Annotated in this window: 9 protein-coding genes; 8 read left to right on the forward strand and 1 reads right to left on the reverse strand. The window is 73.0% G+C overall.

Features of this window, described 5'->3' with window-relative positions; all coding sequences use genetic code 11:
- Window positions 1–54: 54 nt before the first annotated feature.
- The 6 genes from K8556_RS19115 to K8556_RS19140 all read left to right on the forward strand — a co-directional run bounded on the left by K8556_RS19115 (window position 55) and on the right by K8556_RS19140 (window position 12,507).
- Window positions 55–1,854, forward strand: coding sequence for a PP2C family protein-serine/threonine phosphatase (locus tag K8556_RS19115; protein WP_223741495.1), 1,800 nt, complete (start codon window positions 55–57; stop codon window positions 1,852–1,854).
- Between the two features lie 8 nt (window positions 1,855–1,862).
- Window positions 1,863–4,376, forward strand: coding sequence for a tetratricopeptide repeat protein (locus tag K8556_RS19120; RefSeq protein WP_223741496.1), 2,514 nt, complete (start codon window positions 1,863–1,865; stop codon window positions 4,374–4,376).
- Complete coding sequence (locus K8556_RS19125; protein ID WP_223741497.1) at window positions 4,373–5,299, forward strand: PhnD/SsuA/transferrin family substrate-binding protein; 927 nt, start codon at window positions 4,373–4,375, stop codon at window positions 5,297–5,299. Before K8556_RS19120 ends, K8556_RS19125 begins: the two co-directional genes overlap by 4 nt.
- A 236-nt stretch (window positions 5,300–5,535) precedes the next feature.
- Complete coding sequence (locus K8556_RS19130) at window positions 5,536–8,154, forward strand: TonB-dependent siderophore receptor (RefSeq protein WP_223741498.1); 2,619 nt, start codon at window positions 5,536–5,538, stop codon at window positions 8,152–8,154.
- Window positions 8,155–8,180: 26 nt separating this feature from the next.
- On the forward strand, window positions 8,181–9,005 hold the full coding sequence (locus K8556_RS19135; protein WP_223741499.1) for a hypothetical protein: 825 nt from the start codon (window positions 8,181–8,183) through the stop codon (window positions 9,003–9,005).
- Window positions 9,006–9,009: 4 nt separating this feature from the next.
- Entirely contained in the window at window positions 9,010–12,507 is a 3,498-nt protein-coding gene (locus K8556_RS19140; protein ID WP_223741500.1) for a serine/threonine-protein kinase, read from the forward strand.
- Between the two features lie 56 nt (window positions 12,508–12,563).
- On the opposite strand, the gene K8556_RS19145 is transcribed toward K8556_RS19140, so the two are convergent.
- Window positions 12,564–12,869, reverse strand: a complete 306-nt coding sequence (locus tag K8556_RS19145; RefSeq protein ID WP_223741501.1) for a hypothetical protein — start codon at window positions 12,867–12,869, stop codon at window positions 12,564–12,566.
- Window positions 12,870–13,112: 243 nt separating this feature from the next.
- Here K8556_RS19145 and K8556_RS19150 point away from each other — a divergent pair, with 243 nt between their 5' ends.
- Together K8556_RS19150 and K8556_RS19155 are read left to right on the forward strand one after the other, a co-directional pair.
- Window positions 13,113–13,643: a molybdenum cofactor carrier protein gene (locus tag K8556_RS19150; RefSeq protein WP_223741502.1), complete on the forward strand. Its 531-nt coding sequence runs from the start codon at window positions 13,113–13,115 to the stop codon at window positions 13,641–13,643.
- Between the two features lie 133 nt (window positions 13,644–13,776).
- Window positions 13,777–14,181, forward strand: a complete 405-nt coding sequence (locus K8556_RS19155) for a hypothetical protein (RefSeq protein ID WP_223741503.1) — start codon at window positions 13,777–13,779, stop codon at window positions 14,179–14,181.
- Window positions 14,182–14,187: the final 6 nt, after the last annotated feature.

Genomic DNA, 14,187 nt, shown 5'->3' on the forward strand with positions numbered 1-14,187 from the left:
GTCCGCCCCGCCCCGACCGCGTTCGTCACGACGCGGGCTCCCCCAGGTGTGCCTTTGTCCCGTACGAACACGCGCCTCGACCCCGTGCCCGAATCACCTGATGCGTCCGATGCGGCGCCCGGCACCCCGCCTCCTCCTCCGGAGTACACCGGCACGCATTCCCGGGAGCTCACCGCGCTGCGCGGGGAGCACACGGCCACCCGGCTGACGGGGGCGCTGGGGCTGCCGGCCGTGGAGCCCACGAGCACGGTCATCGCGCCCATGGAGGCCGGCGAGCTGCCCAACGTGGCGGCCATCCGCGGGCTTCGCTTGGATCAACTGCTGCTGCTCACCACGGGCGCGCTGGTCATCGTCATCGTGGGGCTGCTCGCCGCGCTGTCCGCGAAGACGACGGAGGCGCAGCTCACCGCGACGTCGGACCGCTTCACGCAGCGGCTCCAGTCCCAGGCGCGCGAGCTGGGCCAGACGGTGAGCCACACGCTGGCGCTCACCTCCGCCACCAGCCTGCGTGACAACAACTACGCGTTCCTCACGGAGGTGGCGCGCTCCATCATCGCGGACAACCACAACATCCTGCGCGTGCAGATGTTCGACGCGGACGGGCAGCTCGTCGCGGACAGCGACCCGGCCGCGAAGCTGGGCGAGTCCTCCGGAGGCCGCACCGCGGAGCGCCGCTGGGCCAGCGCCTTCTTCCAGGGCCAGCCCGTCTTCGAGTTCCAGGAGCCGCTCGACTACGGCTCGCAGGGCGGCAAGGGCGTGGTGGTCATCAGCTACTCGCTGGAGGACCTGCAGAAGCAGCTCCACGAGCTGGAGGAGACCAACCGCGCCGCGGTGCGCGCCAACACGCTGCGCATCGTGGGGCTGGGCGTGGGCTTCGTCGTCTTGGCCGGCGTGCTGGCCGCCTTCCAGAGCCGCCGCATCACCAAGCCGCTGGGCGTGCTCACCCACCGCGTGATGCAGCTCGCCGCCGGTGACCTGGGCGCCCGCGCGGGCACGGCGCCGGGCGCGGGCCGCGAGGTGACGACGCTGGGCGTGGTGTTCAACCACATGGCGGAGCGCATCAAGGTCCTGCTGGAGGACGTGCGCGCCAAGGCGCAGTTGGAGCGCGAGGTGTCGCTCGCGCGCACGGTGCAGGAGACGCTCCTGCCGGGCCGCGAGGCCGTGACGGTGGGGCCGCTGCGGCTGGCCGGGCTGGTGGTGCCCGCGGACGCGTGCGGCGGCGACTGGTGGTTCCGCGCCGCGCTGGACGACCGGCGCGTCGTCATTGGCATCGGAGACGTGACGGGCCACGGCCTGTCCACGTCACTGGTCGCCACCAGCGCCACCAGCGGCTTCGCCTCCGCCATGACGCTGCGCGAGCCGTCGCAGGTGCACGCGCAGATGCTCATCACCGCGCTCAACGTGACGCTGGCCAACGTGGGCCGCGGTGAGCACCAGATGTCCAGCGCGCTCGCGGTCATCGACGTGTACAGCGGCAGCATCGACTACGCGGCGGGCGCCCACCCGGCGGCGGCCATCTACAACCGGAACACGCGGCAGATGGCGTCGCTGCCGGCGCGCGGTCCGCTGCTGGGCGCGAACGTGGCGTCGCAGTTCACGTCGCGCCAGGCGCAGTTGAGCCCCGGCGACATCATCGTCTGGTACACGGACGGCCTCACGGAGGCGCGCGACGGCGCCAACCGGCTCTACGGCACGCAGCGGCTGGCCGCCGCGCTCCAGGCCCACGCCCACCTCCCCGCCGACGCCCTCCGCGACGCGCTCCTCGCGGACGTGCGCGCGTTCAGCGCCGGTCAGCCCCAGCGCGACGACATCACCGTCATCGTCGCCGAATTCAGCCCCGCCCCCTCGCCGTGACGAACCGCATGCGCCCATTCATCCGCTCCCCGCGCCGCGTCTCCACCGCGCTCGCCCTGCTGGCCACCCTGGCCGGCCCTCCGGCGGCGCTCGCCCAGTTCCGCCCGCCGCCCGCCACCGAGGCGCAGCGCATGACGGAGCAGGGCGAGCAGGTCCTCGTGTCCGCCAACGCCGCGCTCGCGAAGGGCGACAAGAAGGAGGCCGAGGAGAAGTTCAAGAAGGCGCTCCAGCTCTTTGAACAATCGCTCGCGCAGGAGCCGCAGTCCGTGTTCGCCGCCGCGGGCCTGGGCAGCGCCGCCAACGCGCTCCAGGACTTCCAGCGCACGGCGACGCGCCTGGCGCCGGTGTTCGCGCAGAACCCGCGGGACCTGTCGCTCGCGTACCCGCTGGGCACCGCGTACTTCAAGCTGCGCCGCTTCCAGGAGGCGGTGCCGGTGCTGGAGCAGGTGGCCGCCGCGGATCAGCCGGACCACCTCATCGTCCACTACTACCTGGCCAGCTATTACCTGTACGTCCAGGACGGGAACCGGGCCGTGACGCGGCTGCAGCGCTACCTGGTGCTGCGCCCGGAGAAGCTCGCGGGCAACGACTTCCAGATCCACGAACTGCTGGGCAAGGCGCACCTCATCCGCCGGGACGCGGCCGCCGCGCGCGCCTCGTTCGAGAAGGCCCAGGCCGGCCGGGCGGAGTCGGCGACCGCGCAGATCGGCCTCGCGGCCGTGCTGGAGATGGAAGGCAAGGTCGCGGAGTCCCGCGCGCTCCTGGAGCGGCTGGTGACGAAGTTCCCGCAGGTGGCGGAGCCGAAGGAGCGCCTCGCGCGCCTGTACCTCGCCGCGGGCGACGTGCCGCGCGCGGACCTCCAGGCCACCGCCTTGATGAAGCTGGGCTCCACGCCCGCCGCGCACCTGTTGCTGGGTGACGTGCGGCTCGCGCAGAAGCAGCCCGCGCAGGCGGAGGCGGAGTTCCGCAAGGTGCTGGAGCTGCAGCCGGGCCTGCTGATGGGGCAGATCGCCGTGGGCAAGGCGCTCCAGGCGCAGGCGCGCCACGAGGAGGCCATCCAGTTCCTGGAGTCCGCCGTGAAGTCGGGCGGCGGCAGCCTGGAGCTGTGGGCGACGCTGGGCTCCGTCAACCGCCGCGCCGGCCGCTACCAGCGCGCGGTGGAGGTGCACCGCCGCGTGGTGGAGATGGCCCCGCGTCAGGCGCTGGGGCACATGCTGCTGGGCGCGGATCACTTCGCCACCGGCCAGTGGGACCAGGCCATCGAGGACTACGGCAGCGCGCTCCAGGCCGAACCCGGCCACCCCGGCGCGAAGCAGTGGCTGGCCCGGGCCCTGGCCCACCGCGCGCGCGACCGCGCCGGCACCCAGCGCCTGGAGGACGCCGTGCGCGACCTGCGCCGCGCGTATGACCTGGACCGCTCCGTGCCCATGGCCCGCCGGCTGGGCGCGGCGCTCCTGGACAGCCACCAGTTCGCGGAGGCCCGCAAGGTGCTGGAGGGCGCGGTGACGCTGCCGGGCGTGAGCTGGCGCGAGCACCTGCTGCTGGGCTACGCCCGGCTGGGCGGTGGCGACCCTCAAGCAGCGCTCGCCGCGTTCACCCAGTCCGGCGAGGCCACGCAGGAGCCGGATCAGCGCGCGGAGGCGTCCGCGGGCGCCGCGCTCGCGGAGGTGGAGCTGGGCCAGGTGGACGCCGCCGTGCAGCGGCTGACGGACGCGGGCCCCTCCAAGACGGCCGCGAAGGTGGCGGAGGCGAACCTGCCCCGTGTGCTGGTGCGCCGGGCCCTGGCGAAGCTGGAGGCGGGCGACGCCGCCGCGGCGAACCGGGACCTGGACGCGGTGGACCGCCTGGGCACCGGCAAGCGCGCGGACCTGGCGAAGCTGGCCGCCTTCGCCCGGGCGCTCACGCGCGCGGAGGAGGGGCGGTTCGCGGAGGCCACCGCCGGCATCAAGCGCTCCCTCACGCCCGCGCCGGAGTGGGCGTGGCCCAACACGCGCGCGCTCGCGGACGCGTGGGTGCTCTACCGCCAGGGCAAGGTGGCGCCCTCGCGCAAGCTGCTCACCGCCGCCCAGAAGAAGCCCATGCCCGGGCAGCCGAAGTGGATGGGCAACCTCACCGGCGCGCTGCTGCGGCGTGAGGCCGCGCTCGCGTACGCCTCCGGCAACATGAAGGCGTCCCAGAAGGCGCTGAAGGCCGCGCTCGCCGCGACGCCGGACGACGCGCTGGTGCAGCACAACCTGGCGTGCGTGGACTGGCGCCAGGGCGACAGCGGCTCGGCGCTCGCGACGTGGAAGCGCCTGGAGACGTCCGTGCCCGTCGCCTCGCTCAACCTGGGCATCGACGCGCAGGAGCGCCGGCATGAACCCGCCGAGGCCGTGGACGCCTGGCGCCGCTACCTGGCCTCCGGCGCGGGCCTCCGCGCCGCCCAGGTGCGGGAATGGAAGGACCGCCTGCAGGGCCTCTATGGACTGGGTGACGCGCAGGGCGTCACGCCGGCCGCCGGGGTCGCGGAGGAGACGCCGTGAAGACGCCATCCCTTGTCGCGCGGGGGAGCCTCCTGCTCGCCGCCGCGCTGTTCGCTGTTTCCGTCGCCAGCCCCGCCTCCGCCGCGCCGAAGAAGGCCACGCTGGGCGTGTTCCTCGCCACCACGCTGTCGGATGGCCAGGAGCGCTTCCAGTACGCGGAGGCGCTCGCCCAGAAGCTGGAGGCCAGCCTGGGCCGCCCCGTGGGCGCCAAGAGCTTCGGCCGCTACGAGGACTTCTCCAAGGCGGTGGGGGAGGGGCAGATCGACTTCGCCGTGGTGGACGGCTGGGCCGCGGTGCAACTGGGCGCCAGGGCGGAGGCGGTGGCGTACGCCCCGCGCGCCGGTGAGACGCAGCAGCGCTGGGCCATCATCTCCCTCCAGAAGGGCACCGTGAAGGACCTCGCCGGCAAGCGCATGGCGCTGGTCAAGGGCGCGGGCTCCTCGGACCCCAAGTTCGTCTCCCACGTGGTGCTGGGCGGCGACCTGGATGCCCAGAAGCACTTCAAGCTGGTGCCGGTGCCCAACGTGGAGTCGGCGGTGAAGATGCTGGAGGCCAAGGGCGCGGAGGCCGCGCTCGTGCCGGTGGCGCACGTGCCCAGGGACATGCGGGTCCTCTTCAAGAGCACCCGGGTGCCGGGCGCCGTCCTGGTGGACCTGAAGGGCGGGGGAGACGCGTTGTCCCAGTCCCTGTCCTCCGTGGGTGCGGTGGCCCCGTTCGACGCCTTCACCCGCATCCAGGGCCGCGAGTTCGAGGACTTCCGCAAGCTCGTCACCCAGGGCCCCCCGCGCCGCCAGCCCGTCTTCGCGGACCCCCCCGACCTGAGGGTGGAGACCCCCGTGTTCGTCCAGTCCGAGTCGCTGGGTCCCGCGCTCCCGCCCTTCGCGGACGACCTGGCCGTCTCCGCCGAACAGCCCGATGACTGATTGCGCCGTGAGCTGATCCGCGTGGGGCGCCCCCGCCGCCCCGCGCATGTTTCAGCGCGATCGACAGCCATGACTTGGCCTAAGGCGAGTTATTGCGGTAATTTGAGAAGTCGAGCGGAACGCCACCGTTCAGGGGTGGAAACTCGTCCCTGAGAACGATTGCCAGTCGCACCGGCTCTGGATCCTGGCGCAACGACCGCGGACATCCCTGCTTCCCCCTCGTGGAATTGAGAACGATGGACTCGACTGAGTACGGTGGGCCGCGCACCAACGCGGTGAAGGGGTTTGCCGGTAGGCTGGGCGCGCGCGCCTGCCTCACCCTGGTGGTCTGCGCACTGTCCCTCTTCGCGGTGGAGACGGCCCAGGCCCAGGAGGCCCAGGAGCCTGCCCCGAAGACGCGGACCAAGGCCGCCCGCAAGCGCGCGGCGGCCGCCGCGGGCGCGAAGGCCACGACGCCGGGCGCGAAGGCCGCCACGCCGGGCGCGAAGCCTCCGCGCACGGCGAAGACGCGCCGGGGCGCGAAGACGCCGCCCCCGCCGGTGGAGCCGGAGGTCATCCCGGCGGATGAGCCCACCCCGCAGGAGCCGGCGCTCGCCACCGAGCCGCCGCCCGCGGCGCCTCCCGCCCCCGTGGCCGGCCCCGGTCCGTCCGTGGCGGATCCGCTGCCCGTGGCCTCGCCGGCCTCCGCGTCGCCGTCCCCGTATGATGGGCCGCTGACCACGGACATCCCGTCCAACCCGCCGCCCGCGCCCGCGCTGGGTGCCGGCGCGGTGCTGCCGGCGTCGCAGCCGCGCATGGCGGACAACGTCCCGGACCGCGCGCCCTTCACGGAGCCCGCCTCCGACCGCGCGCTGCCGCCGCCCTCCAGCCTCTCCGGCCTGGACGGCCCGGACCTGGGCGGGGGCGACGACCTGGAGCAGAACATCAACATGGCGCTGAGCGAGGCCGTCGTCACCACGGCGTCCAAGCGCAGCCAGCGCATCTCCGACGTGCCCCTCACGGTGTCGTGGATCCCGGCGGAGGAGCTGGAGGGCACCGGCCAGTTCTCGCTCTGCGAGGCCATCCAGTACTTCCCCGGCATGGAGTGCCGCCGGGGCTCCATGCGCAAGGCGGCGGTGAGCGCGCGCGGCCTGGGCTCCAACTACCTGTCCAACCGCCTGCTGCTCCTCAAGGATGGCCGTCCGCTGACGGACCCCTGGACGGGCCAGTTCTACGCGGATGAGACGACGCCGCTCACCAACCTGAAGCAGGTGGAGGTGATTCGCGGCCCGGGCTCCTCGCTCTACGGCTCCAACGCCTTCAGCGGCGTCATCAACATCATCGAGCGCCAGCCCGCGGACCTCATCGCCAAGGGCCAGAACGTGGGCGCCGACGCGCGCATCCTCGCGGGCCAGGACAAGACCTGGCGCCTGCAGACCAACGTCGCCGGCCGCGGCGGCCCGGTGGAGGCGCTGCTCGGCTACTACGGCTTCGGCTCGGACGGCCCGCAGCTCTTCAACAACCCGCAGCTCGGCCAGACGGACACCAACGAGGACTCGCTGGTCCACCAGGTGAACGGCAAGGTCCGCGTGGGGCCGCTCGCGCTGGACGCGGACTTCACGGACGGCAACATCGGCCGGCCCGGCGGGCAGAACATCTCCACCGTGGGCAACTGCGGCCGCTGCCACTACACCGCGCAGGACAACGAGCACGTCCAGAACCTGAACGCCGCCCTGCAGTTGGATCAGCAGGTGACGGACAACGTGCGCGTGTTCGCCCAGGGCTACGCCTTCTTCAAGCGCCGCAACGTGACGCTGGAGAATGAGATCACCGGCGCGCTGGAGGACACGCTGGGCAAGCGCAGCCGCCTGGGCGGTGAGGCGCGCGCGCTGTTCTCCCTGGACAAGCTGTCCGTCACCGTCGGCGGCGACGTGAAGGCCGACCAGGTGAACAACCAGAACATCCTGCCCGGCCTGACCCTGGACGACACGAAGCAGACCATCCTGGGCGGCTTCGTGGACGCCGAGTACCGCGTCACGGACCGGCTGGTGGTGGGCGCGGGCGCCCGCTACGACAACTACCAGATCCCCTCCAGGGTCTGGGAGGCGAAGACGGATCAGATCTCCCCGCGCGCCAGCGTGGTGTTCCACGCCATCCCGGAGCTGCTCACGCTGCGCACCAACTACGGCCGCGCCTTCCGCGCGCCCACGCTGGCGGAGCTGGCCATCAACCAGCAGATGTACGCCGCGACGCTCTTGGGCAACCCGGCCCTGCGCGCGGAGACGCTGGACACGGTGGAGGCGGCGGTGGACTTCTGGCCGCTGGACCGCAGGGTGCGCCTGACGGGCACGGGCTTCTACAACCGCGCCCGGAACTTCATCAACCAGGAGCTGCTCTTCGGCTCCACGTCCCAGTTCAAGAACCTGGGCGACGCGCGCGTGGCGGGCTTCGAGGCCGAGGCCGCGGCGCAGGTGCCGTCCATCAACTCGTCCTTCGACGTGGCCTACCAGTTCCTGGACGCCCAGGCGCTGCCGGTGGGCGGCGGGGCCGGCTACCCGCTGGACTACGCGCCCACCCACCGCGTCTACCTGCGCGGCCGCACCAACATCGGCAAGTTCGCCTTCGTGGAGCTCTACGGCCTGTTCGTGGGCGCCCGGTATGATCCGGGCTTCGTGGTGGACGAGAACGCCGGCACCACCACCCGCGTGAAGCTGCCCAGCTACATCACCGCGACCGCGCGCGTGGGCTTCAACGTCCACGAGCGCGTGGCGGTGTCCCTGCTGGGGACCAACCTCTTCAACGCGAAGTACGAGGAGTCCCACGGCTTCCCCGCCCCGCCGCTGGGCGTCTTCACCGAAGTCCGGCTCCATTATTAGGGCCCTGTTTGGATACCGTCGCCGCCGTGAAGGATGCTCCCCTGAAGTTGACGCCGGACACGACGCTCACGCCGGAGGCGCTGGAGAAGGCCTCCGGGGTGCTGGCCCGGGACGGCCTGTTGTTGGGGCGCGGTGACGACGCGGCGCCGCGGCTGGTGCTGTTCGACGGGCGGTTCACCCCCGCCCACGCCGAGCTCCTGGAGCGCCGTCCCCCGGCGCTGCTGCTGGCCACCCGCGAGGGCGGCCAGCCGTCCGCCTGGGAGGCGCGGTTGCTCAGCGCGCTCCTGCGCGGCGAGCCCATGATCCCCCAGGAGGCCGCCACGTCCGTGGCGTGGCTGGGCAGCGTGGCGGAGGTGACGGCCGTGGGCGAGCGCGCGGCCGAGGCCGTCCTCCAGGCCGGCGGCTCCAAGGGCGCGGCCAGCCGCGTGGCGGATGTCGTCCATGAGATTGGTGTGAACGCCCTGCTCGACGCGCCAGTGGACGGAAGCGGCGAGCCGAAGTACGCCCACCGGCGTGGCCAGGTGCAGTCGGTGGCGGAAGAGGATCGCTGCCTGGTGTCCTGGGCGGTGGCGGACGGCCGGGCCTGGCTGGAGGCGACGGATCGCTTCGGCCGCCTGTCGGTGTCACCGCTGGTGCGGGTGGTGAAGGCGTGGGGTGAGAAGGCGCAGGTGGATGCTTCGGGTGGTGGCGCGGGCCTGGGCCTGCGGCGCATCCTGGAGCACAGCGACGCAGTGGCGGTGCGGGTGAGTCCGGGAAAGCGCACGCAGTTCGCCTGCGGGGTGGATCTGGGAGACGCTCGCCGCCGGGCCGCGCAGCCCAAGTCGCTGCTGTTCTGTCTGGAACGAGGGTAGGCGGGTGGAGAGCCAAACTTCCAATGCCAGCATCACCTCCCTGCGCGTGGGCAGTCTGACCCACGTGCGCGTGGCCGGGGTGATCGACGAAACCTTCCCCCTCTCCCCAGCCTCCAAGGGCCTCCAGGGCCTGGTGGTGGTGGACCTGGGCCTGGTCGAGCGCATCAGCTCCTTCGGCGTGCGCCGGTGGATTGAGTTCGCCGGCCACCCGCCGCAGGGCGTGTCGGGGCTGTACGTCGTCAACGCGCCGCCGGTGGTGGTGGATCAGCTCAACATGGTGGAGGGCTTCGCGGGCGTCGCGCGCGTGCTCTCGCTGCTGGCGCCGTACTCGTGCCGCTTCTGCAAGGAGGACCGGCTGCGGCTGGTGCGCCTGGTGGAGGAGGCGAAGGTGCTGGAGCAGGGCGGGGCCCCGCCGCACCAGTGCCCCGTGTGCGCCCAGCCGCTGGAGTTCGCGGACGAGCCCACGGAGTTCTTCGACTTCGCGCGCCGCCAGCAGTTCTCCGCGGTGGACCCGGCGGTGCTGCGCTACCTGCGCTCCGGCATCCCCTCGGAGCCGTCCGAGCTCTCGTCGCACCTGAAGATCATCCAGGACGACATCACCTTCATCACCCTGGCCAGCACGCTCAAGGGCGACCTGAACGTGCGCCGGCTGGCGTCCGGCCTGGAGGGGCGCGTCGCGTTCGACTGCTGCCACGTGAGCGTGGTGGAGCCGGAGGCGCTGCCGCGCATCGAGCAGGTGCTGGAGGTGGCGTCGCAGGGCGCCCAGGTGGTGCTCTGCCGCGTGCCGCCGCCGCTGTTGGCCGTGCTGGCGAAGTCCACCAAGACGCTGCCCGCGAAGCTGGCCACGCTGTGGCTGCCGTGCGACTGCCGCAACTGCGGCCAGGTCACCCACCAGCGCATCCAGACCTCCGAGTACCTGGAGGTGCTGCGCTCCAAGGGCACCATGGAGCGCGTGTGCCCCGTCTGCGGCGGCAGCGCCCGGGCTCCGGCGCTCTCGCAGTTCCAGGGGCTGCTCGCGCGCACGCCGCTCACCGACAAGCCGCTGGACGACATCGAGGCGCTGGAGCAGCGCGCCCTCAGCCAGTACCTCTTCGGCTCCACCAACCAGGACCCCGGCGCCAAGGGCACGTCCGCCACGGACACGCACAACAGCGGCGCGCGGCTGCAGATCATCCGCCGGCTGGGGCAGGGCGGCATGGCGGAGGTCTTCCTCGCCAAGCAGCAGGGCGTGAAGGGCTTCGAGAAGTTCGTCGTGATGAAGAAGATTCTCGCGCAGTTCGCGGAGAATCCTGAGTTCGTCGACATGCTCTTCGCGGAGGCCCGCGCCAACGCGCGCCTCACGCACCCCAACGTCGTGCAGACCTTCGACGTGGGCGTGACGGACGGCGTGGCGTACATCCTGATGGAGTACGTGCGCGGCCCGGACCTGAAGCGCCTGCTCACGGAGCTGCGCCGCAAGGGCATGGCGCTGCCGCTGGAGCACGCGCTGCGCATCGTGGCGGAGGTGGCCGCGGGCCTGCACTACGCGCACAGCTACGTGGACCCGTCCGGCACGGCGCACCCGGTGGTGCACCGCGACGTCAGCCCCCACAACGTGTTGGTGTCGCTGGACGGCGCCATCAAGCTGTCGGACTTCGGCATCGCCAAGGTGCAGGGCGAGGAGCACACGCAGGCGGGCGTCATCAAGGGGAAGATCTCCTACCTCTCCCCGGAGGCCGCCAGCGGCCGCCCGCTGGACTGGCGCAACGACGTGTTCGCGCTGGGCGTGGTGCTCTTCGAGCTGCTCACCGGCCAGTTGCCGTTCCGCCGGGACCATGACGCGGCCACGCTCGCGGCCATCGTGCGCGAGCCCGCGCCGGTGCCCTCGCAGTTGCGGCCCCACATCCCGCAGGACGTGTCGGACCTGATCCTCCGCGCGCTGGTGAAGGACCCGGCGCGGCGCACGCCCTCCGCGGCGGCGATGCGCGAGGAGATCGAAGCCGTCATCGCGCACCACCGGCTGTCCTCGTCGCCCGCGTCGGTGGCGCAGTTCTTCAAGGAGGCGCTGGGTGACCGGCTCTCCGAGTACGCGCCGTCGTCCATCGCCGGCTCGGGGACGGGCTCCAACCCCCGGGCTCTGATGCCGGGCACGGGCTCGCACTCGCGCAACCTGGGCACGGGCTCCGGCAGCGACATGCGGGCCCCGTCGGACCTGTCCCGGCCGCCCGTGCGCGGCGGCTCCGGCAGCATGCCCCGCATGGAGCCGCCCCCGGTGGCCTCCCCGCCGGAGCCCGCCGAGCGCGGGACCGAGGTCGTCTCCGTCTCCTCGCCGCCCGTGGCCTCGCCTCCGGTGGCCCCGCCCGTGGCCGCCGCGCCCCGTCCGTCGCGCCCGGCCGCGGCTCCGCCCACGTCGCCGCTGCCGCCGCCCTCCGCGGTGCGCCCCGCCGCGTCCGCCAACGTGCCCACGCGCGTGGGCCCCCCGCCGCAGGCGCCCGCGCGCCCGTCGGTGTCGGTGCCCTCCGTCGCCCCCATGACCGCGGCCCCGCCGCCGCCCCCTGTGTCCGCCATGCCGCCCCCGCCGCCGCATGGGGGCACCCACGCGCAATACGGGGTCGCCCACGTGCAGCAGGGAGGCGCGCCGCCGCCGCAGGCAGGTGCCTACGCACCCCAGGGAGGCGCTTCGCAGTCGCAGGCAGGTGCCTACGCCCCACAGGGAGGCGCTTCGCAGCCGCAGGCAGGTGCCTACGCGCAGCAGGGAGGCGCTTCGCAGCCGCAGGCAGGTGCCCACGCGCCGCAAGGGGGCTCTCCGCGGACGTCAGGCACCCACGCGCCGCCGACGACGGGCACCCACGCCGCCTATGGGGGGAGCCATCCCTCGTCCGTGGCCGCGCCGCCGCCGCCTGTCTCGGCGCCCATGGCCCCGCCCGCGCGGGCGCCAGCGGCCCACGTGGCCCCGCCGCCGGCTCCCGTCCACGCGGTCTCCCCCACGGCTCAAGCGCCCGCCGCCGAAGCGACGGCGAAGGGGCTGACGCCCGGCCAGCGCAAGGGGCTCATCGTGGGCGGCGTGGCCCTGGTGCTCGCGGGGCTCGCGCTGGTGTTCCTGCTGCCCAAGGGCGGCGTGGAGGTGCGCAACGCCCAGGAGGGTGAGCGCGTCTACGTGTCCGGTGTCCTGCTGGACGCGAACCAGGGCCTGCCCGAGGGCAACGCCGGCTGGCTCATCTCCACGGCCGTGGACGGCAAGCTGCACCGCTTCGGCAAGGTGCCGAGGTCGGAGCACATCGACCTGCGCACGCTCGCGGACGCCCCGCCCCAGGCGGAGGCCCGGGGCACGCTCAGCGTCACCGGCGCCCAGGGCTGCCGCGTCGCGCTGGGCTCGCAGGTGCTGGAGGGCCAGACGCCCCTGTCCAGCCAGATGCCCGCGGGCCGCGAGTTCGAGGTGCGCGTCACCTGTGGCGGCAAGCCGGACCTCGTCCGCTGGGTGATGGCCGTCCCGGGACAGGGCGTCGCGCTGGACGTGCCCTGAGCCGGACAGGATGACCCCGGGCCGGGGGAACGCCGCTGACACAGCGGCCCCTCCGGTCAGTCGTGGGTGCCCACGTGCAGGTCGCCGTGGCGCACGCAGACCCAGTGGAAGGCGCACGAGCACGCCACCGCGCGCGCGTGCGTGCAGCAGCGCCCCCCGAAGTCCTCCGGCAGCAACTCGCGCTCCAGCGCTGGCGGGTCGGGCAGCTCCCTGGGGGCGCCCCTCCCGGAGTCCGCGGGCACGCTGCCGCAGCAGCCGCGCTGGAGGCAGCCAGCGCACAGGGACAATTCGCAGTGCGCGCACCAGTCGAACACCTCTCCGGCGGTGCCACGGCGCTCACAACCTCCACAGGCGTCGAACATGGACGGCCTCCTCGCTTGCTTGTGAAGGACGGTAGAGCAGGGGTCCGACATCACGGGTCGTGCGGGGACGTCTGGCGCTCCGGGAGGAGGGAAGCGATGGCTGGCCGACGCTCGCGCCACGCACCTTCCACGGGTGGACGGGAGGGAGGACGCACGCCGGTCCGTGAGCCCTTGCGGCGTTGGCCGGGGATTCGCATGGAACAGGGGCTCACGTAGTTCCAGTTTTTCGGGGAGGACGCAGTCATGCGCAGACACCGCCGCATCATCGGAGTGTTCGGCTCCGGGGCGAACTCCCACGAGGAGTGGGTCGTCCCCCTGGCGCGGTGGATCGCGGAGGCCGGGTTCGACCTGCTCACCGGCGCGGGCGGCGGCGTCATGAGCGCGGCGGCGGGCGCCTTCGTCCAGGTGGAGGGGCGGCGGGGGGCGGCCATCGGCATCATCCCCGGCACGGTGGGCCCGGACGGCCGCTACCAGCCCCGGCCCGGCTACCCGAACACGGACATCGAGATCCCCATCTACACGCACCTGCCGCTCAGCGGGGAGCAGGGCACGGACCCCATGAGCCGCAACCACATCAACGTGCTGACGCCGCACGCGCTGGTGGCGCTGCCCGGGGGCGCCGGCACCGCGGCGGAGGCCTCCCTGGCCCTGCGCTATGGCAAGCCGCTCATCCTGCACGGCCCAACGGAGGTGTTCCGGCGCTTCCCGGCGGAGGCCGAGCGCACCACCTCCCTGGAGCGGGTGGCCGAGTTCCTCCTGGCCGCCACCCGGTAGGCGGCAGGCGGGCTGAAGCAGGGCCTGGCCGGGGGGAAGCCACCCCACGGGGTGGCAAAAGATTCTAGGATGGACGGCACGGGGAAGGGCGTGCACCGCGCGCGCACGCCCGGCACCCGTCACGTCCGCCATCATGCTCATCAACCCCGACTATCCGCTGGCCAGTTGGTTCCTCGCGGTCTCCACCTCGGTCTTCCTGGTCGTCTACGCGCTGCCGCTGCTGTTCATCCCGCTGCGCTGGGCGCGCTGGTTCGGGTGGGAGCTGCCCACGGGCAACAACGACTTGACGGTCTACTTCGCGCGCTGCCTGGGCGGCCTGGCGCTGTCCGTCATCATCGCGGTGGTGCAGTTCATCCCGGACCCCAGGAGCCACCTGGTCATCTTCGAGCTCATCGGCCTCATTGGCGGCCTGATGACGGCGGTGCACATCTGGGGCGCGCTGAAGAAGCAGCAGCCCTGGCTGGAGACGGCGGAGATCCCCCTCTACGGCGCCATGTGCCTGGGCGCCCTGTACCTGCGCTACGCGCACCTGTCCTGAGCGGAA

This window comes from Corallococcus sp. AS-1-12 (assembly GCF_020036995.1).
Taxonomy (GTDB): Bacteria; Myxococcota; Myxococcia; order Myxococcales; family Myxococcaceae; genus Corallococcus.

Bases quoted from the DNA above. Each gene is read 5' to 3' on its own strand.
- K8556_RS19120 (WP_223741496.1), top strand. From the start codon at position 1,863: ATGCGCCCATTCATCCGCTCCCCGCGCCGCGTCTCCACCGCGCTCGCC.
- K8556_RS19130 (WP_223741498.1), top strand. From the start codon at position 5,536: ATGGACTCGACTGAGTACGGTGGGCCGCGCACCAACGCGGTGAAGGGG.
- K8556_RS19145 (WP_223741501.1), bottom strand. From the start codon at position 12,869: ATGTTCGACGCCTGTGGAGGTTGTGAGCGCCGTGGCACCGCCGGAGAG.
- K8556_RS19150 (WP_223741502.1), top strand. From the start codon at position 13,113: ATGCGCAGACACCGCCGCATCATCGGAGTGTTCGGCTCCGGGGCGAAC.
- K8556_RS19155 (WP_223741503.1), top strand. From the start codon at position 13,777: ATGCTCATCAACCCCGACTATCCGCTGGCCAGTTGGTTCCTCGCGGTC.